Below are 19,469 nucleotides of genomic sequence, written 5' to 3' on the forward strand. Positions count from 1 at the left end.
AGTAGTCTCGTTGGTTGCGTGATGCATGCATGGCGCAACCGCTGAGAGAGGCGCATGAGACTTCAAGACCACATCGATTTCACCACGCTGCAGTGGGTCAAGCCGGAGCTCGACGACACCCTGTCGATCGCCCGCGAGGCGCTGGAGTCCTACGTCGACAACCCGGGCAAGCGCGACTACATGCGCACCTGCGCCGATCACCTGCACCAGGTGCGCGGCACCTTGCAGATGGTCGAGCTGTACGGCGCGGCGATGGTGGCCGCGGAGATGGAGGAACTGGCGCTCGCGCTTCTGGGGGACCGCGTCGCCCAGCGCGAGGAAGCCTATGCCGCGCTGATGCGCGGCCTGATGCAACTGCCCGACTATCTCGAACGCCTGTCCGGCGGCCACCGCGACGTGCCGGTGGTGCTGCTGCCGCTGCTGAACGACCTGCGCACCAGCCGCGGGCTGGAGCCGCTGCCCGAATCGGCGATGTTCCACCCCGACCTCGACGCGTTCCTGCCGGAGCAGGCGCCCGCGGCGATGAGCGAGGCCTACGCCGAGGCGCATCGCGGCGAGCTGGTGGACCTGCGCCTGCGCTTCCAGCAGCAGTTGCTGGGCTGGTTCCGCGGGCAGAACCCGGCGCTGCAGCTGGCCAACATGCGCAAGACCCTGCTGGCGATCACCGCCCGCTGCCATTACGCGCACGGGCGGCGCCTGTGGTGGATCGCCTCCGGCGTGCTGGAAGGCCTGGAGCAGGGTCAGCTCAAGGGCTTTGCCGGCGAGATACGCCAGCTGGTCGGCAAGGTCGACCGCAACATCCGTCAGCTGATCGAGCACGGCGAGGACAGCCTGCGTGGCGGCGAAGCCGACGAGGTGGCCTGCAAGCTGCTCTACATCGTGGCCCAGGCCAAGCAGCACAGTCCGCAGATGGAACTGCTGCGCAGCACTTATGCGCTGGACAGCCTGCTGCCCGACGCCGGCGAGCTGGAACATGCCCGCGGTTCGATGGCCGGGCACAACCGCGCGCTGCTCGATTCCGTGTCGCGCGCGCTGAAGGACGACCTGCTGCGGGTCAAGGAGGCGCTGGATCTGTTCCTGCGCCAGCAGAACGGTGATCCGGCACAACTCGCCGCGCAGGGCGAAGTGCTCGAACGCGTAGGCGACACGCTCGGCATGCTGGCACTGGCGGTGCCGCGCCGGGTGGTCACCGAACAGCGCCGGGTGCTCGACGAGATCGCCAACCGCATGCGTCCGGCCGACGAGGAAGCCCTGCTCGATGTCGCCGGCGCGTTGCTGTATGTCGAAGCTTCGCTGGACGACCACATCGAGAGCCTCGGTTCCGAGGACGAGTCGGTCGGTCCCGAAGCCATGCAGGGGCTGCCGCGCAGCGAGGCGCTGGGGGTGGTCACCACCCTGATGCAGGAAGCGATCGGCAATACTGGCAGGGTCAAGGACGCGATCGTGGCGTTCGTCGAATCCGGCTGGGAGCACGATCGCCTTGCCGGTGCACCGGCGTTGATGGACGAAGTCGCCGGCGCCATGAATATGCTGTCGTCGCCGCGTCCGGCCGAGTTGGCGCGGGGCATCGGCCGGTTCATCAGCCATGAGTTGCTGGACGACCGGCGCGTGCCGAGCGGCGCCCAGATGGATCAGCTGGCCGATGCGCTGGCGGCGCTGGAGTACTACCTCGAGGCTGCGCGCGAGCACCGCGGCGGCCTGGAGCACATCCTCGACGTGGCGGAACACAGCCTAGGCCTGCTCGGCTATTGGCCGGTGCCGTCGGCGCGCGTTGCGCCCGCCGCCGCCGAAGCCGAAGCCGAAGCCGAAGCGGTCATGCCGGCCAGCCAGCGGATCGATGACGAAGAGCACCCGGAGCTGTCCGAATCCGTCAGCCTGCTGCCGGGTCAGAATCTTGGGCACCTGTTCGTCGGCGACAGCGCGTCGCCTGCCGTCCCCGTCCATGATCTGGACGGCTTGCGCCTGGCACCGACCGAGGCGACCGCGGCAGCCGGGTGGGAGGGCCATGCCGCAGCCGACCAGGACGACTGGGTCGAGGTCGAGGAGGAGGTCGTCGAGCAGGTGCCGGTGCGCGACGCGCTGGCCGCGAGTACCCACTTCAACGTCGACGCCGAAGGCATCGACGACGACATCCGCGAGATCTTCCTGGAGGAAATGCAGGAGGAGATCGACAACCTGCGCACCGCCGAGCAGGCGTGGCTGGCCGATCCGGCCCAGACCGCGTCCCTGATCGGCATCCGCCGTTCGTTCCACACGCTGAAGGGCTCGGGCCGGCTGGTGGGCGCCGGCGTGCTGGGCGAGTTCGCGTGGAAGGTGGAGGACATGCTCAACCGCGTGCTCGACGACACCATCGAGCCGAACGCGGACGTGCAGGCGCTGGTGCAGCACGCGATCGACGCGTTGCCGCAACTGCTTGCTGCGCTCAGGGGCGAGGGCGTGCCGGTGGTGCCGCTCAGCGCGATCATGCATGCTGCCGGGCAACTGGCCGCCGGCAAGCCGGCGCGCGTGGAGGATCATGCACCGCGGGCCACTGAAACGGTTCGTCGGATCGTGCGCCGGCGCGTGCCGCGCTTCGAGGCGGCCGCGGGAGCCGTGCCGGCGGCAGGCGTGACCGATCCGGAAACCGCCGCCGCGCAGGCCCCGGCCGAGCCTGTCATGGCGGAGCCGGTGATGCCGCCGGTGGATCCGGTGCTGCTGGAGATTCTGCGCAGCGAAGTGGCGCAATACCTGCAGACCATCCGCGCTACGGTCCAGCGCAGCGACATCGAGTTGCCGATCGGCGAGGAACTGCTGCGTGCCGTGCACACGCTGCATGGTGCGATCGCGATGGTCGACATCCCGTCGCTCACGCAACTGCTGTCACCGCTGGAAGGCCTGTTCAAGCGCCTGCGCGCGGCCAATCTGCCGCTGACCTCCGAGGGCGTGCACCTGCTCGAACAGGCGGTCGATGTGGTTGACCGCGTCATGGGCCAGTTCGACGCCGCCGAGCCGCAGCTGCCCGACGCCGACCTGCTGACCGCGCGGATCGTCAACCTGCGCGACCGCTATCCCGAATCCAAGGTCGCGCACGTCGTGTACGAGCCGCGGGCCGACGAGATGGAGCCCGAGGAGCCCGTCGGCGCTACGGATCATGCCGGCGTTGATGAAACGGTCATGACCGCCTCACTCGAGGCCGACATGCTTGAAGCCACTGACATGACGGCGGGCGAGACGCCTGTCGCGTCGCCGGCGCCCGCCGTCGTACAGGCGTCCGATGTCCATCCGGACCAGGCCTACCACGACGAGGTGACGGCGGAGTTGATGGCGGCCCTGGGCGCCTTCGACCCCGAGCAGGCCGTGGCCGGAAAACTGGCCGCCGAACGCGCGGAAGCCGAGCGGATCGCCGCCGAGCAGCAGGCGGCCGAGCGTGCGGAAGCCGCACGGGCCGCCGCTGCGGACAAGACAGCGCACGCCGAAACCGTCGCGCAGGATCCGGTTTACGCCCTGGCGGGGTCCGGCCAGATCGACGCCGATTTAATGGAAGTATTCATCGACGAGGCGCGCGAGATCCTCGACCACGCGGATAGCGTGCTGGCGCAATGGCATGCCGAACCGGGCAACCTGGTGCACGTGCCCGAGTTGCAGCGCGACCTGCACACGCTTAAGGGTGGTGCGCGCATCGCCGGCCTGGTGTCGGTGGGCGACCTCAGTCATGCGATCGAGACCCTGCTCGAAAAGTCGGTCCGCGACCCGTCGGGAACCGGTCCGCTGATCGCCGCACTGGAGGCGAGCTTCGATCAGCTGCATGCCCTGGTGCAGCAGGTGTCGCAGGGTCGCACGCCCGATTACCCGCAGGCCATGATCAACCGCCTGCTGACGCTGGCGGGCGAAACGACGCTGGCCGACGACGTGGAGCCACACGTGGCCGCAACGACGGTCGCGACACCGGCGCCGGCGGTACCATCGCCGGCGGCTGCCGCGATGGATGGCATCGATCAGCTGCCCGAGCTGATGCCGGAGGCGGAAGAGGAGGTGCGTTCCTCGCAGGAGCAGATCCGCGTCCGCGCCGATCTGCTCGACAACCTGGTCAACCATGCCGGCGAAGTGGCGATCTACCGGTCGCGACTGGAGCAGCAGGTTGCCGGTTACCGCTTCAATCTGGTCGAGCTGGAACAGACCGTCTCGCGCCTGCGCAGCCAGCTGCGCATGCTGGAGATCGAGACCGAGGCGCAGATCATCGCGCGCTTCCAGCGCGAGCATCGCGAAGCGGGCATGGCGGCATTCGATCCACTCGAGCTCGACCGCTATTCGCAGTTGCAGCAGTACTCGCGTGCGCTGGCCGAGTCGGTATCCGACCTGGTGTCGATCCAGAACATGCTGGACGAGCTGACCCGCCAGGCCGAGACGCTGCTGATCCAGCAGTCGCGGGTCAGTACCGAGCTGCAGGACGGCTTGCTGCGCACGCGCATGCTGCCGTTCGACACCATGGTGCCGAACCTGCGCCGCACGTTGCGCCAGGCCGCGCAGGAGGAAGGCAAGCATGCCCAGCTCTACGTGGACGGTGCCCACGGCGAAATGGACCGCAACCTGCTCGACCGCATCAAGGCGCCGTTCGAGCACATGTTGCGCAACGCGATCGCGCACGGCATCGAAGCTCCTGCCGAACGCCGCAAGCTCGGCAAGCCGGCCGAGGGCGCGGTGCACATCACGGTGGCGCGCGAGGCCACCGAGGTGGTGGTACGCGTCAGCGACGACGGCCGCGGCCTGAACCGCGAGGCGATCCGCAAGCGCGGCGTCGAGCGCGGCCTGCTGCGCCCGGAGACCCGGCCGACCGACAACCAGCTGCTCTCACTGATCGCCCAGCCGGGCTTCTCCACCGCCAGCCAGGTCACCCAGCTGGCCGGCCGCGGCGTCGGCATGGACGTGGTGGCGAACGAAATCAAGCAGCTCGGCGGTTCGCTGTCGATCGAGTCGGAAGAGGGCAAGGGCGCCACCTTCGTGCTGCGCCTGCCGTTCACCCTCGCGGTGACCCAGGCGATCCTGGTGCGCATCGGCGAGGCGACGTTCGCGATCCCGATGACCTCGGTACAGGGCGTGGCGCGGGTCAACCCGGCCGACCTGGCCGCGCTGATGGCCGAGGACGAGCCGTCGTTCCGCTACGGCGGCGAGGCGTACGGCATTCACGACCTGGCCGAGCTGCTGGGTCTGCCGCCGGGGCTGCCGGCCGAGGATGAGCAGCAACCGCTGTTGCTGACCCGTGCCGGCGACCTGCGCGCGGCGATCCGCATCGACGCGGTGCTCGGGTCGCGCGAGATCGTGGTCAAGTCGGTCGGCCCGCAGATCAGCTCGGTGCCAGGCCTGCTCGGCGCGACCATCATGGGCGACGGCTCGGTACTGATCATTCTGGATCTGGCGCCGCTGGTTCGCCATGGCATCATCCGTCGCGAGCAACGCCTGGCCGAAGGCCTCAGCGCCGTGCGGGCGCCGGTGGTCGAGGAGGCGCAGGTGCGGCCGCTGGTGATGGTGGTGGACGACTCGATCACCATGCGCAAGGTCACCGGCCGCGTGCTGGAGCGTCACGAGTACGAGGTCAGCACCGCGAAGGACGGCATCGACGCGCTGGAGAAGCTGCACGAGCGCGTGCCCGACCTGATGCTGCTGGACATCGAGATGCCGCGCATGGACGGCTACGAGCTGGCCACCCACATGAAGGCGGATCCGCGGCTGCGCGACGTGCCGATCATCATGATCACCTCGCGCAGCGGCGACAAGCATCGCCAGCGGGCGTTCGACATCGGCGTGGATCGCTATCTCGGCAAGCCGTACCAGGAGGCCGAGTTGCTGGCGCAGATCGCCGAGGTGCTGGAGCAACGTGCGGTGGAGCCGATACATGACTGATACCGTTCCGGCGGTGGCCCTGCTTTTCGACGACACCGACCTGGGCGGCCAGTTGCGCGAGGCGTTGCACGAGCGCGGCGCCCGGATCGTCCACGAAGGCGAGGTCTCCAGCCTCAGCCGCGAATTGCTGCAGCGGGTCGGTGCGGACGTGCTGGTGGTCAACCTGGACGACAGCGCCGACGACGCGCTCGATCGCCTGTACGAGGTGATCGACGATGACCGGCCGCGGGTGGTCTTCAATGACGCCCAGGCCAGTCGCGAGCTGACCGGCTGGGATCGTGCGCGCTGGGCGCGCCATCTCGCGGTCAAGGTGATGGCGATGGGCGACATCGATCCGCCGCGTCCGGGGGACGCCCGTGGCGTCGAGGCGCCGGTTGCGCCGCCGGCCGCCGCCGTGGCCACCGGAGCGGCGGCGGAGTCGGCCATTGCCGCTCCCGCCACGGAGCCCGGGACCGACCTTCCGCTCCACCACGATCCCGATGGCCGGCACGAGCAGGTCGCCGCGGCCGAATCGGAGAACCTGGCGGCGGAACTGGAGGCCCTGCTGGCCTCCGGCGAGCTGCCGGATGACGCCGTCGACGAGGCCGGTCCCGGCCTGCGTTACCGTGACGACGACGAGCTGCCGCCGCTGCATGACGGCCATTTCGGCGCGCCACCGCCCGCGGCGGGGCTGGCTGCCGAGCCGACGCCCGTCGCGACCGCGAAGCCCACGACAGGCGCGCGGCCGCCGGCGTTCCAGCTCGACCACCTGCAGCTGTCGCCGCTGGCCGATCCGGCGGACGCCACGGAAGCTGCCGCGCCGGTGGCTCCGGCGCTTGCCGCCGCCGGTCCGGCGGTGCGTGCGCCGGACAGTTGGGCGCTGCTGGACGACGATCCTCCGGTGGCTGCGCCTGCCGCCGAGAAGCCCCACGCCGCGGCGTTTGGCGTCGAGAAACTGAGCGCCGCCGATTTCCTCGCGCCCGACGTCGAGGTGGTCGCGCCCGACCTCGAGCCGACCATGAGCCTCGAGCTGGTGTCGATGGAGGAGGCGATCGCGCCACAGATGCAGGTCTACGAGCACGATCAGGCGATGGCGCTCGACGGGCTCGACGGTGCGCTGAACCGGATCGTGTTGCTGGGCGCCGCGACCGACGGCGTCGACTCCGTGTGTGATTTCCTGTCGGCGTTGCCGGCGACCACCCGGCTCACCTTCCTGCATACCCAGCATCTGGGTGGGCGACCGGACGCGGGCCTGGTGGAGAAATTGGCTGCGCATTGCGCGCTGCCGGTGCGGCTGGCCAGCCGGGGTCGCCGGGTCGGCTGCGGCGAGGTGCTGGTCGTACCTGCCGGTCAGCAGGTGCGCCTGCGCCGCGACGGCAGTGTCGACCTTCAGGCTGACATCGCGCAGGAGCCGTCGATCGACGCCAGCCTCACCATGGCCGCCATCGCGTTCGGCTGCGATGCGCTGGCGATCGTGTTCGCCGGGCGCGGCAACGACGCCGTGGCCGGTGCGCAGGCGATCCATGACCGCGGTGGCCAGGTCTGGGTAGAGTCGTCGTCCGGTGAGCATTTTGCCGACATGGTCAGCGGAATCGTCGCCGAACGGCTGGTCAGTTTCTCCGGTACGCCGCCCGAACTGGCGGCGCGCCTGATCGAGGTATCCCCATGAGTGATCCGCTGCCGCGTGAAATCCGCTGTGTCCTGGTGCCGGTAGGCAACCTGCGCCTGCTGCTGCCCAATGCCACCATCGCCGAAGTGATCACCCAGAGCCGGCCCGAGCCGGTGCCCGGCGGCCCTGCCTGGCTGCTCGGCCGGATCGCCTGGCGCGGCTGGCGCGTGCCGCTGGTGTCGTTCACCGGACTGGCCGGCACCGAAGAGGGCGACGCCGAGCTGGTCGTACGCGTGGCTGTACTGAAGGCGCTCGGCGGCAACCCGGCGATGCCGTTCATCGCGGTGCAGACCCAGGGCTTCCCGCGCCTGACCACGCTCAATGCCGAGCTGATCATCCCCACCCACGACGGCAGGCAGCTGCCGCCGGGCGTGCGCGCCCACGTGCTGGTGCGCGACGACGTGGCGATGATCCCGGACCTGGAGTGGATCGAAGCCACCCTGCTCGATCTGTTCGGCGACGCCGAGCCAGTGCACGCTGCGGCATCGTCCGCCACGGAAGACTGAGCCGGACGGCGGTGACGGCAGCCTAGCTGTCGCCGTGCAGGGCCTGCAGCGCAGCCAGCGCAGCCAGTCCGGCCGTTTCCGTGCGCAGGATGCGCGGACCCAGCCGCAGGCCTTCGAAACCGGCGGCCGTCAGCGCACCGACATCGCGTTCGCCCAGGCCGCCTTCCGGGCCGACCACCAGCAGGCCGCCGGCCGCGCCGAAGCGCAGTTCCCGGGACGAGCGGCCGGCTTCCGGCAGCAGCGCCAGGCGCAGCGCGCCCTCCGCGGCCAGGCCCTCCAGCCACGCCGGCAAGGGTAGCGCCTGGACTATTTCCGGGAGGCGCGCACGACCGCTCTGCTCGCAGGCGCTGGCCGCCACCGCGCGCCAGTGCGCGAGCCGCTTCTCCGCGCGCGCCGCATCCAGCTTCACCTCGGCGCGCTCGGTCAGCAGCGGCACGATGCGGATCACGCCAAGCTCGGTGGCCTTCTGCACGATCAGGTCCATCTTTTCGCCGCGGGCGACGCCCTGGGCCAGGGTCAGCCGCAGCGGCGACTCGTTGGTCAGCGCGTGGCAGCCGTCCACCCGCACGACGACTTCGCGCTTGCCGACGGCGAGGATCGTGGCGGGGTAGTCGTTGCCGTCGCCGTTGAACAGCGTCAGCGGGTCGCCGGGGGCCATGCGCAGCACGCGTGCGACATGTTCGCCGGCCTGTGCCGGCAAGATGCGTTCGGCGCCGGCGGCAAGCGGCAGGTCGACGTGGATGCGGATGTTTCGCATGGAACGATGGGCGGCAAAATCCCAGCATAGCCGAGCCCGCCGGCGGCGGCGTGGCGCCGGCGATGTGCAGCGGGATTTCCGCCGTGGATGCGGTTGCCCGCGGCACGGGATCGGCGCAGCATGGAGATGCCTCTCCCGGTGGCCATCGGAGGTCCCCGCCATGTTCAGACAGACTCTCGTTTCGTTCATCCTGTGCGCCGGCATGACCGTCGGCGCGGCGGCATTCGCCCAGGACGCGTCGCCGGCCAGCCCGGCACCTGCCAGCCAGGCCGGCCGCCCCGCGGCCGCCGCCACGGCTGGCAGGTCGCCGCTCAAACCCGGCGACCGCAACTGCCTGCGCAGCACCGGCAGCCTGATTCCGGCCAAGCAAGGTCAATGCCTGCCGGTGGCGGGGCGCAGCTACAGCGGCGACGAGCTGCGCCGTACCGGCGTCAACGACACGGCGCGCTCCCTGCAGATGCTCGATCCGAGCATCAGCGTCAGCCACTGACCGGCAGGCCGCTTACGGACCGGCCACGGCCCTGGCGATGCCTGCCGCGGCGATCTCCACCAGCCGGTCGATCTCCGGTTCGGTGATCACGAACGGCGGCATGAAATACACCACGTCGCCGAGCGGGCGCAGCAGCGCGCCGTGCTGCAGGCCGTGCAGGTAGACGCGCAGACCGCGCCGTTCCGCCGCGGGATAAGGCCGGCGGCTGGCCTTGTCGGCGACCAGCTCGACGGCGGCGATCATGCCGGTCTGGCGCACGTCGGCAACGTGGAGGTGCCCGCGCAGCGGCTCCAGCCGCCGCGCCATGTGCGCGGCCAGTGCGCGGTTGCGCGCGAGCACCGGCTCGTCGCGGAAGATCGCCAGGGTCTCCAGCGCCACCCGGCAGGCCAGCGGGTTGCCGGTATAGCTGTGCGAGTGCAGGAACGCCTTGCCGGCGCCGTATTCGGCGTAGAACGCCTGATAGACCGCGTCGCGGGTCAGCACGGCCGACAACGGCAGGAAGCCGCCGGTGAGTCCCTTCGACAGGCACATGAAATCCGGCGATACCGACGCCTGCTCGCAGGCGAACAGGGTGCCGGTGCGGCCGAAGCCGACCGCGATCTCGTCGGCGATGAAATGCACCGCGAACTCGTCGCATAACCGGCGCAGGCCGGCGAGATAGGCCGGGTGATACATGCGCATGCCGCCGGCGCACTGCACCAGCGGCTCGACGATCACCGCGCAGGTCTCGTGGGCGTGGCGTTCCAGCAGTGCGCGCAGTTCGCCGAGGCGGCGCATGGCGGTCTGTTCGGCGGACTCGCCCGGCTCGCCTTCGTACGCATCCGGCGACGGCGCCAGGAACGGCGTCAGCAGCAGCGGCGCATAGGTCTTGCGGTACAGCGCCACGTCGCTGACCGACAGCGCGCCCAGTGTCTCGCCGTGGTAGCTGCCGGTCAGCGCGATGAAGCGGGTCTTCTCGCCATGGCCCTGGTTGAGCCAGTAGTGGAAGCTCATCTTCAGCGCCACCTCGATCGCCGCCGAACCGTTGTCGGCGTAGAACACCCGGTCGAGCCCGGGTGGGGTGATCCGCACCAGCTCCTCGGCCAGTTCGATCGCCGGCTCATGCGTGAAACCGGCGAAGATCACGTGCTCCAGCCGCTGCGCCTGGTCGGCGAGGGCGGCAGCGATGCGCGGGTTGGCGTGGCCGAACAGGTTGGTCCACCACGAACTGATGCCGTCCAGGTAGCGATGGCCGTCGGCATCGAGCAGCCAGGCGCCTTCGCCGCGCACGATCGGCAGCATCGGCACGCTCTCGTGATCGTGCATCTGCGTGCAGGGGTGCCAGATGTGTCGCAGGTCGCGCGCGGCGAGGGCGGCGTTGCCGCTTGCGGGGTTGTTCATCCGGCTATGATCGGCCTTGCGCGACGGGCGCTCAAGCCCGCGCATGGATATTCCCGGGAAGTGATCCTTGAAGCCCCTGCGAACATGCCTGGTCGGTCTCGGCGTGCTGGTGCTGGCCGCGGCCCTGCTGCTGTGGTTCCTGCCGGCGCGCTGGGCGTTGCCGTGGCTCGCGCCGCGACTGCACGGGCTGCAACTGCAGCAGGTGCAGGGCAGCCTGTGGGAGGGCCGCGCCGGCGCCGTCGTGGCCGCCGACGGGCGCGTGCTGGGGCAGCTGCAATGGCAACTGTCGCGGCGCAGCCTGCTCGGGCATTCACCATTGCAGTTGCGGTTCGCGGGCGCGCCGTTGTCGTTTTCCGGCAAGCTGCGGCGCCTCGCCGATGCACGCGTCGCTGTCGACGATGTCGACGCGCGCGTGCAACTGGCCGCGCTGGATGCCTACACGAGGTTGCCGCTGGGCCAGCCGCGCGGCGAACTGCGACTCGCCATCGCGCACGCGCTGCTGCAGGGGGGCTGGCCCGTAAAGTTGCAGGCACATGCATTGTGGCCGGAGGCGGTCGTGCGTACCCGCGAAGGCAACCTGGCGCTGGGCACGCTGCAGGGCCAGGCGCAGGCGACCAGCGGCGTGATCCATGCGCAGTGGCGGGACGATGGCCACGGTCCGCTGCAGGTCGCCGGCGAGCTGCAACTGAGCCCGCTGGGCTGGCGACTGGACGCGACGCTGCGCGCCCGACACACTGACCCGACCATGCGCCGCTGGCTGGCCACGCTGGGACCGGTGGCGGCCGACGGCAGCGTGCATGTCCGGCGCAGCAGCGGCCTGGCCGGCAGCACGCCCGCATCATCCACCCACTGAGGACGCGAGACGAATATGAATTCCGATACTGCCGCCATCGCACTGGCGGCCGCACGCGAAGCGGCGACGGCCGCGGCCGAGGTAATCCGGCACTACTGGCGGCGCGGCGTCGAAGTGGAGCTGAAGTCCGACGCGACCCCGGTGACGGTCGCCGACCGCGAGGCCGAGCAGGCGATCCGCCGGATCCTGCAGGCCGCGCTGCCGCAGGCGTCGATCTACGGCGAGGAGTTCGGCCTGGACGGCGAGCGCGGCGGCCTGCTGTGGCTGGTCGATCCGCTCGACGGCACCAAGAGCTTCGTGCGCCGCACGCCGTTCTTCTCCACCCAGATCGCACTGATGGAGCGCAGCGAACTGGTGCTGGGCGTATCCAGCGCGCCGGTCTACGGCGAGACGATGTGGGCGGTTGCAGGCCAGGGCGCGTGGCTCGACGGCGAGTGCGTGCGGACGGCGGATACGGCGGAGATGGCGCAGGCCTCGCTTTCCACCGGCAACGTCAGGACGCTCACCGGCGACGCGCGCTGGGAGGCGCTGGGCGCGCTGATCCGCGAGAGCAACCGGATCCGCGGCTACGGCGATTTCTGCCACTACCACCTGCTGGCACGCGGCAGCCTGGACCTGGTGATCGAGTCGGACGTGAACATCCTCGACATCGCCGCGCTGGCGGTGATCGTGCGCGAGGCCGGCGGCGTGTTCACCGACCTCGACGGCGTACCGCTCACGCTGGACACGCGCAGCGTGCTGGCCGGTACGCCGGCGATCCACGCGCAGGCCCTGCAGCGCCTGCGGTGTTGAACCACGCGAGCTAGAATGCCCCGATGCGCAAACTACCGATCATCCATGCCACGCGCGATGTCAGCGACAGCCATTTCCTGCACGTCGAGCAGCTCGACCTGGAGTTCTCCAACGGCGAACGGCGCACCTACGAGCGACTGAAGGGCAGCGGCCTGGGCGCGGTGATCATCGTACCGATGCTGGACGACGACACGGTGTTGCTGGTGCGCGAGTACGCCGGCGGACTCGGCCGCTACGAGCTGGGCCTGCCGAAAGGGCGGCTGGACCAGGACGAGACCGCCGAGCAGGGCGCCGAGCGGGAACTGAAGGAGGAGGTCGGCTACGGCGCGCGCCGGCTGAAGATCCTGCACAACCTGTCGCTGTCGCCCTCGTACATGACGCACATGGCGCATGTGGTGCTGGCGCAGGATCTTTACCCCGAGAAGCTGGCCGGCGACGAACCGGAGGAACTCGAGGTGGTGCCGTGGAAGCTGTCCGAGCTGCACACGCTGCTGGGTCGCGGCGACGTGACCGAAGGGCGCTCGATCGCCGCGCTGTTCATGGCCCGCGAGTACCTCGCCGGGCGCTTCCCGCGCACATGAGCACGGCGCCCCTTTTTGCCCGCCAGGTCGGCGAGATCGCCCGCGCCGCCGGAGCCGCCATCCTCGAGGTCTACCACGGCGACTTCGCGGTGCAGACCAAGGACGACGCCTCGCCGCTGACCGCTGCCGACCTGGCCGCCCAGCGGGTCATCACGGCCGGTTTGGCCGCACTCGACCCGGTGCTGCCGGTGCTGTCGGAGGAGGCGAAGGCCTTGCCATGGTCCGAGCGCCGGCACTGGTCGCGTTATTGGCTGGTCGATCCGCTCGACGGCACCCGCGAGTTCATCAAGCGCAACGGCGAGTTCACCGTCAACATCGCGCTGATCGACGATCGCTGCAGCGCGCTCGGCGTGGTGCTGGCGCCGGTGACTGGCGAGCTTTACGTCGCCGAACGCGGCCAGGGGGCGTGGCTGCAGGCCGAGGCCGGTGGCCCCTGGCAACGCATCCGCACGCGCACCCTGGCGCACCCGCCGCTGGTGGCCGGCAGCCGTTCGCACGGCGGCGTGCAGGGCGAACGGCTGCAGTCGCTGGTCGGCAGCGACTACCGGCTGGTGCCGCTGGGCTCGTCGCTGAAGTTCTGCCTGATCGCGCGCGGCGCGGCGGACCTCTACCTGCGCCTCGGCCTCACCAGCGAGTGGGATACCGCCGCCGCGCAGTGCGTGCTGGAGGAGGCCGGCGGAGCGGTGCTCGATCTGGCCGGCCGGCCATTCCGCTACAACCGCGGCGAGTCGCTGCTGAACCCTGAATTCGTCGCGGTGGGCGACGGCACGATCGACTGGGCGGCACGGCTGCAGGCGCCATGAGCGACCCGACCCGGCACAGCCTCGACGACCTGCTCGCGATCATGGCGCGCCTGCGCGACCCCGAGCGCGGCTGCCCGTGGGACGTACGGCAGGATTTCGCCTCGATCGCGGCGTACACGATCGAGGAAGCGTACGAAGTGGCCGACGCGATCGACCGCCGCGACTGGCACGATCTGCGCGACGAGCTGGGCGACCTGCTGCTGCAGGTGGTGTTCCATGCGCAGATGGCGGCCGAACGGGGTCTGTTCGATTTCGCCGATGTCGCCCACGCGATCAGCGCCAAGATGCTGCGGCGCCACCCGCATGTATTCGGCGACACGCGCTACGCCGACCTCGACGAGCAGATGCAGGCGTGGGAAGCGATCAAGACGGCCGAGCGCGCGGACAAGGGCGCGCCGGCGGACGACAGTGCGCTGGCCGGCATCTCCGGCGGCCTGCCGGAGTGGAAGCGCGCGCAGAAGCTGCAGCAGCGCGCGGCCGCCACCGGTTTCGCCTGGCCCGGCCCCGAACCGGTGCTGGACAAGCTGGCCGAGGAAGTGGACGAGGTGCGCGCCGAATTCGCCAACGGCGCCGATCCGGCGCGGCTGCAGGACGAGGTCGGCGACGTGCTGTTCGTGGCGGTGAACCTGGCGCGCCACGCCGGCGTGGATTTCTCGCAGGCGCTGCGTCACGCCAATGCCAAGTTCGAGCGGCGTTTCCGCCGGATGGAACGGCTGGCCGCGGTCGAGGGCGCCGCGTTCGGCGAGCGCACGCTGGCCGAACAGGAACAGCTCTGGCTGCGCGCCAAGCAGACGGAACACCTGTCCTAGAGCCGGCGCGATGGCGCCAGGTCGCCGATCACGCCGCTGCCCTGGTGGTCGATGCCGTGCATGCGCGTGTCATGGTCGCGATAGCAGCGAATCCCGCGGGAGCCCTTGCCCGCCGCTGCAGGGGGAGGCGTATTCTGAGCCATCACGAACGAGGCCGATCCGGTGATCAGCACGGCCAGCCATGACGGGTCTCCTCTCAGGAAGACCAGGGAAACGTGACCGGCCCGGCTGCGTTGAGTGCGGCACCCATGCTTCATGCCTGCAACCTTTCTCCCCTCGGCTGCATCCCAGGCGGGTCGACCATCCAAGGAGAATTCCCATGCGCCGCCTTCTCACCGCCGCGCTGCTGCTCGCGCCGATCGCCGCCTTAGCCGCCACGCCGTGCAAGTACGAAGCACCGCGCAACCTGCAACTCGACCTGGCCGGCGTGCACGGCGTGCAGATCGAGGTGAACAGCCATGATCTTCACCTGACCGGCAGCGGCAATGCCAGGGGCCTCACCCTGCACGGCCGCGCCTGTGCTTCCGGGCAGGCGGCGCTGGACCAGCTGCAGGTCACCCAGCGGCGCGAAGGCGACCAGCTGCTGATCGATATCGGTGGCAGCGGCGGCTTCGGTTTCAGCCTGTTCGGCGGCAGTTCCTACACCAGTCTCGACGTCACCGTGCAACTGCCGGCGAACCTGCCGGTCACCGTGCGCGTGGGTTCCGGCGACGCCGACGTCAGCGGCGTGCAGCAGCTGCAGACCTCAGTCGGCTCGGGCGCCCTGCACGTGCGCCAGGTGTCCGGCAAGTTCGCTACCAGCGTGGGCTCGGGCGATGTCGATGCGGCCAATGTCGGCAGCCTGGAGCTGGGCTCGGTGGGCTCCGGCGACTTCAAGGCCACGGGCGTCAGGGGCGACGCCCGGATCGGCAGCATCGGCTCGGGCGACGTCACCCTGCGCAGCGTCGGCGGCAGCGTGCGTGCCGATACGCTGGGCTCGGGCGATCTGAACGTGCACGACGTGGCCGGTGATTTCAGCCTCGGCGCCAAGGGCAGTGGCGATGTCGGCCACTCCGGCGTGAAGGGCAAGGTCAGCGTGCCGCACGACGACGATTGATCGCGACCCCGGCCGGCGACCTTGTGGGGCGGGCACTGCCCGCCGTGCTTTTCGGCGATGCACACAATCAAGAGCGGCGGGCAGTGCCCGCCCTACAAAGCTGTTGCTCCGATGGTTGAAAAGATTTAAAGCAACAGCATCGCCCGCGAGCGGGCTCCTACGCGTGGATCCAACGCCAGGCCAGGTACGCCAGCGGTGCGCATGCCAGCAGGAACGGGATCGACGCCAGGTGCAGCAGCCGCAGGCCATGCGGCTGCTTCGCCAGGCGCAGCGCGATCAGGTTCGCCAGCGAACCGATCGCGCTGCCGAAGCCGCCCACGTTCACCGCCACCGCGAGTGCGATCGGATCGGGCGCGCGTTCGAGCAGAAGCACCGTCGCCGGCACGTTGCTGATCAGCTGCGAGGCGACGATGCCACCGGCGTACAGGGTCAGCGGCTGGCTGAAGTCGAACCGGTCCAGCATCCGCTGCACCAGCGGCAGCTCGGCGAAATGGCCCAGGCTCAGGAAGATCGCGGCGAAGGTGAGCAGCAACAGCCAGTCGATCCGTGCCAGGCTCGATCGCGCCAGCAGGGCGAACAGTACCAGCAGCAGCGCGGCGCCCAGCGGTGCGTGGCCATATTCCATCAGCAGCACCATGCCGACCAGGGCGATCATCGACCACGCGCCGAGCCGTGCGGACACTACCTGGCCGTCGATCCGCTCGGGCACCAGGGCCACCCGGTCGCGCGGCAGCCACAGCAGGGTGAACGCCGCCAGCAGCACGAACATCACCGCCGCGGCCGGCAGCATCGCCGCGGTGAAATGCAGGAAGGCCAGTTGCGAGTGCTGCCACAGCAGCAGGTTCTGCGGGTTGCCGATCGGACTCAGGGTGGAGCCCGCGTTTACCGCCAGCGCCTCCAGCACCACCATGCGCAGCACCGGCAGGTTCGACACGCCGCCGATCGCCAGGGTCAGCGGCACGATCAGGAACAGGCTCACGTCGTTGGTCAGCACCATCGACAGCAGCGCCGTCGCCGCCACCAGCAGCAGGCCCAGGCTGCGCAGCGAACGCGCACGCGCCACCACGGCCGCCGCCGCGTGCTGCACCAGTCCGCTGTCGCTGATACCCTGGATCGCGATCAGCAGACCCGTCAGGCCGGCCAGCGTGGGCAGCTGCAGCCATCGGCGATAACTGGCCAGAGGCTGCGGATCGAACACCGCCAGCGCGATCGCCAGCGCCGCGAACAGCCACAGCAGCCACTCCTCCCTGAGGCGCTGTCGCAGGCGGTTCGCTGTCATCGGGACATCCGGCGGAGGGGGTGCCCGCGTACTTTATCAGCGGGATCTCCGGCAACAGCTCAGCCCTCGCGCAACAAGCGCATAGGCGGCGTGCGGCTGACCTTGCGGGTGCCGGCCAGGCCCAGCAGCATCACCACCAGCGCCGCGCCGGCGGCACCGCCGAGCAGCGGCCACATCGGCGGCACGAAGTTCTCGATATGGAACACCGCCTGTCCCAGCCACAGCCCGGCACCGGCGGCGCCGAGCGCGGCGGTGAGGCCGGCGACCAGCCCGAGCAGGGCGAATTCGCAGGCGGCGGCCACGCGCAGTTGTGCGCGGCGCGCGCCCAGCGTGCGCAGCAGCGCGGCTTCGTGGCGACGCTCGGCGGCGCTGGCGGCGAGCGCGGCGGCCAGCACCAGCGCGCCGGCGAGCAGGCTGAAGCCGAGGATCCAGCGCACCGCGCTGCCGACCCGGTCGACGATCTCGCGCACGCGGTCGAGCAGCGCGTCGACATCGACCAGGCTGAGGTTGGGGTAGTCGCGCGACAGCTGCGCCAGCTCCGCGGCGTGTCCGCGCGGCAGGTGGAAGCTGGCCAGCCAGGTATGCGGCAATCCGCCGGCGTGGGCCGGGTCGAGCAGCAGGAAGAAGTTGACCCGGAACGAACTCCAGTCCACCCTGCGCACGCTGCCGACCTTCGCCTCGATGCTGCTTTCACCGACGTCGAAGCGCAGCGTGTCGCCGACCTTCAGCGCGAACATGTCGCGCCACATGGTGTCGGTCGACACCTCGGCGCGGGCCGGCTGCGCACCGTGCCAGCGACCTGCGATCACCTCGTTGGCGGGCGGCAGGGCGGCGGACCAGGACAGCCGCAACTGGCGGTCGGCCCAGTCCTTGGCGCGCTCGTCCGCGAAGTGCAGCCGGTCGATCGGCTGGCCGTTGATCGCGGTGAGCTTGCCCACCGCCAGTGGCAGCATGTTGAGCTGGTCGCCGCCGATATGGTCCAGCGCCTGGGTGAAGCCGGCACGCTGGTCATCCTGCAGGTTCAGCGCGAACCAGTTTGGCGTGTTTGCCGGCAGCTCCTGGCGCCAACCCTGCAGCAACGCCGGTGCCACCACCGCCAGCAACAGCAGCGCGCACAGGCCCAGGCTGAGCGCGGTGGCCTGGATCACGCTCAGCGCCGGTCGCCGCGCCAGCGCGGCCAGGCCCAGCCGCAGCGCCGGATGCGCGCCCGGTGCGATGCGCCGGGCCAGCCACAGCAGCGCTCCGGCCAAGAGCGCCGCAATCAGCGCCACGCCGAGCAGGCTGGCGGCGAGGATGCCGGCCAGGGTGAGCGAGCGGCTCTGGCTCCAGATCAGGCCGAGCGCCACCAGCGCCGGGATCAGGTACAGCGCATCGAAGCGGCGCACCCGCCGCTGCATGCTCTGGCGGAATACGGCAACGGGAGCGACTTCGGCCAGCCGCGCCACTGGCGGCAGCGCAAAGCCGACCAGCACCGCAATGCCCATCGCGGCCGCGGCGAACGACGGCGCCAGCGGCAGCGCGGTCGGCATGCTGCCGAACAGCTGGCTGGCCAGCAGCCAGGCCAGTTGCGCCAGCCCCAGCGCGATCAGCACGCCGAGTGCGGCGGCCGGCACGGCGAGCGCGGCCAGCGTGCCCAGCAACAGGCCCAGCACGCGCCGTCGCGACGTACCCAGCGCACGCAGCAACGCCACTTCGGCAGTCTTGCGTCGTGCGTAGCGCTGCGCGGACAGCGCGATCGCGATGCCGGCCAGCAACGCCGAGAGCAGGGCGGTGAGGCGCAGGAACGCGCCGGCGCGGTCGAATGCCGTGCGCATGCGCTCCTGGGTCTGCTCCGGCGTGATCAGCTCGGCGCCCTGCGGCAGCACGGTCGCCTGCGCCCAGTCGCGCCAGGCCTGCACCGCAGCCGGTGTGCCGGCCAGCAGCAGGCGGTGGCGGGCGCGGCTGCCGGTGCCGAGCAGGCCGGCCTGTTCGGCATCGGCCAGGCTCATCAGCGCACGCGGCGCCAGCGCCAGCAGTTCGCCGCCATCGGGCTGGCGCAGCAGTTCGGCGGCGATGGTCAGCTCGCGCCCGCCCAGTTGCAGCGGCTGGCCGACCTTGAGGCCCAGCGCCACCAGCGCACGATGGTCGAGATAGACCTCGCCCGCGGCCGGGGCGTGGCTGTTGCGCGTGCGCCCGGCGGCGTCGCGCAGCTCCAGCTTGCCGCGTAGCGGATAGTGCGCATCGACGGCCTGCACGTCGAGCAGTTGGGCCTCCTCGTGGGCGAACGCCACGCTGGGGAAGCCGGCGGTGCGGCTGAGCTGCAGACCGTCGCGGCGGGCGCGGTCGGCGAACGTCTCCGGCACCGCCTGCGGCGACGACACGCCGATGTCGCCGCCGATCAGTTCGGCGGCGCTGGCCAGCATGCCGCGTTCGATCCGCGTCGCCAGCGTGGCGACCACGCCCAGCGCCACCACGGCAAGCACCAGCGAGGCGGCCAGCGTGCGCAATTCCGGCAGGTGCCATTCGCGGCGCAGGCTGCGCAGGGACAGGCGTAGAAGGTTCATGGCTTTGCTCCTCCCCCTGCGCAGCAGGGGGAGGCTGGGAGGGGGTGGCTCAGGG

The 19,469-nt window shown here is 70.4% G+C and carries 15 protein-coding genes; 10 read left to right on the plus strand and 5 right to left on the minus strand.

Translation table 11 applies throughout. The features are described 5' to 3' along the window. Positions 1-54: 54 nt before the first annotated feature. The 3 genes from AC1Q5A_RS04690 to AC1Q5A_RS04700 are packed head-to-tail and all read left to right on the plus strand — an operon-like array spanning position 55 to position 8,031. Positions 55-5,877, plus strand: a complete 5,823-nt coding sequence (locus tag AC1Q5A_RS04690; protein ID WP_492698816.1) for an Hpt domain-containing protein — start codon at positions 55-57, stop codon at positions 5,875-5,877. Beyond that, on the plus strand, positions 5,870-7,525 hold the full coding sequence (locus AC1Q5A_RS04695) for a chemotaxis protein CheB (protein WP_492698818.1): 1,656 nt from the start codon (positions 5,870-5,872) through the stop codon (positions 7,523-7,525). The genes AC1Q5A_RS04690 and AC1Q5A_RS04695 overlap by 8 nt, the downstream gene beginning before the upstream one ends. Further along, entirely contained in the window at positions 7,522-8,031 is a 510-nt protein-coding gene (locus tag AC1Q5A_RS04700) for a chemotaxis protein CheW (RefSeq protein WP_492698821.1), read from the plus strand. The genes AC1Q5A_RS04695 and AC1Q5A_RS04700 overlap by 4 nt, the downstream gene beginning before the upstream one ends. Before the next feature lie 22 nt (positions 8,032-8,053). Here AC1Q5A_RS04700 and AC1Q5A_RS04705 read toward each other — a convergent pair whose 3' ends face one another. Next, positions 8,054-8,788: a 16S rRNA (uracil(1498)-N(3))-methyltransferase gene (locus tag AC1Q5A_RS04705; RefSeq protein WP_492698823.1), complete on the minus strand. Its 735-nt coding sequence runs from the start codon at positions 8,786-8,788 to the stop codon at positions 8,054-8,056. Positions 8,789-8,948: 160 nt separating this feature from the next. Here AC1Q5A_RS04705 and AC1Q5A_RS04710 point away from each other — a divergent pair, with 160 nt between their 5' ends. Further along, the gene (locus tag AC1Q5A_RS04710) at positions 8,949-9,278 is read left to right on the plus strand and encodes a hypothetical protein (RefSeq protein WP_492698825.1); all 330 of its coding nucleotides are present in this window, start codon (positions 8,949-8,951) and stop codon (positions 9,276-9,278) included. A 12-nt stretch (positions 9,279-9,290) separates the two neighbouring features. Here AC1Q5A_RS04710 and AC1Q5A_RS04715 read toward each other — a convergent pair whose 3' ends face one another. Continuing rightward, complete coding sequence (locus AC1Q5A_RS04715; RefSeq protein ID WP_492698827.1) at positions 9,291-10,658, minus strand: adenosylmethionine--8-amino-7-oxononanoate transaminase; 1,368 nt, start codon at positions 10,656-10,658, stop codon at positions 9,291-9,293. A gap of 67 nt (positions 10,659-10,725) precedes the next feature. On the opposite strand from AC1Q5A_RS04715, the gene AC1Q5A_RS04720 reads away from it, so the two are divergent. From AC1Q5A_RS04720 to mazG, 5 genes are read left to right on the plus strand one after another with little or no spacing between them, the layout of a single operon-like run. After that, entirely contained in the window at positions 10,726-11,511 is a 786-nt protein-coding gene (locus tag AC1Q5A_RS04720) for a type II secretion system protein N (protein ID WP_492698829.1), read from the plus strand. Between the two features lie 15 nt (positions 11,512-11,526). After that, positions 11,527-12,303, plus strand: coding sequence for an inositol monophosphatase family protein (locus AC1Q5A_RS04725; protein ID WP_492698831.1), 777 nt, complete (start codon positions 11,527-11,529; stop codon positions 12,301-12,303). Positions 12,304-12,326: 23 nt separating this feature from the next. After that, positions 12,327-12,884, plus strand: coding sequence for an ADP compounds hydrolase NudE (nudE, locus tag AC1Q5A_RS04730; protein WP_492698833.1), 558 nt, complete (start codon positions 12,327-12,329; stop codon positions 12,882-12,884). Beyond that, complete coding sequence (gene cysQ, locus AC1Q5A_RS04735) at positions 12,881-13,687, plus strand: 3'(2'),5'-bisphosphate nucleotidase CysQ (protein WP_492698834.1); 807 nt, start codon at positions 12,881-12,883, stop codon at positions 13,685-13,687. Before nudE ends, cysQ begins: the two co-directional genes overlap by 4 nt. Then, a complete protein-coding gene (gene mazG, locus AC1Q5A_RS04740; protein ID WP_492698836.1) occupies positions 13,684-14,496 on the plus strand; it encodes a nucleoside triphosphate pyrophosphohydrolase in 813 nt (270 codons plus the stop codon). Before cysQ ends, mazG begins: the two co-directional genes overlap by 4 nt. Here mazG and AC1Q5A_RS04745 read toward each other — a convergent pair. Continuing rightward, positions 14,493-14,753: a hypothetical protein gene (locus tag AC1Q5A_RS04745; protein WP_492698838.1), complete on the minus strand. Its 261-nt coding sequence runs from the start codon at positions 14,751-14,753 to the stop codon at positions 14,493-14,495. The genes mazG and AC1Q5A_RS04745 overlap by 4 nt on opposite strands. Before the next feature lie 62 nt (positions 14,754-14,815). Here AC1Q5A_RS04745 and AC1Q5A_RS04750 point away from each other — a divergent pair, with 62 nt between their 5' ends. Then, complete coding sequence (locus AC1Q5A_RS04750) at positions 14,816-15,592, plus strand: DUF4097 family beta strand repeat-containing protein (protein WP_492698840.1); 777 nt, start codon at positions 14,816-14,818, stop codon at positions 15,590-15,592. A 157-nt stretch (positions 15,593-15,749) separates the two neighbouring features. On the opposite strand, the gene AC1Q5A_RS04755 is transcribed toward AC1Q5A_RS04750, so the two are convergent. Then, positions 15,750-16,871: an SLC13 family permease gene (locus AC1Q5A_RS04755; RefSeq protein ID WP_492698841.1), complete on the minus strand. Its 1,122-nt coding sequence runs from the start codon at positions 16,869-16,871 to the stop codon at positions 15,750-15,752. Between the two features lie 59 nt (positions 16,872-16,930). Then, a complete protein-coding gene (locus AC1Q5A_RS04760) occupies positions 16,931-19,414 on the minus strand; it encodes an ABC transporter permease (RefSeq protein ID WP_492698843.1) in 2,484 nt (827 codons plus the stop codon). Between the last annotated feature and the right edge of the window lie 55 nt (positions 19,415-19,469).

It is taken from the genome of Rhodanobacter sp. GW835-FHT13D09 (assembly GCF_058793995.1).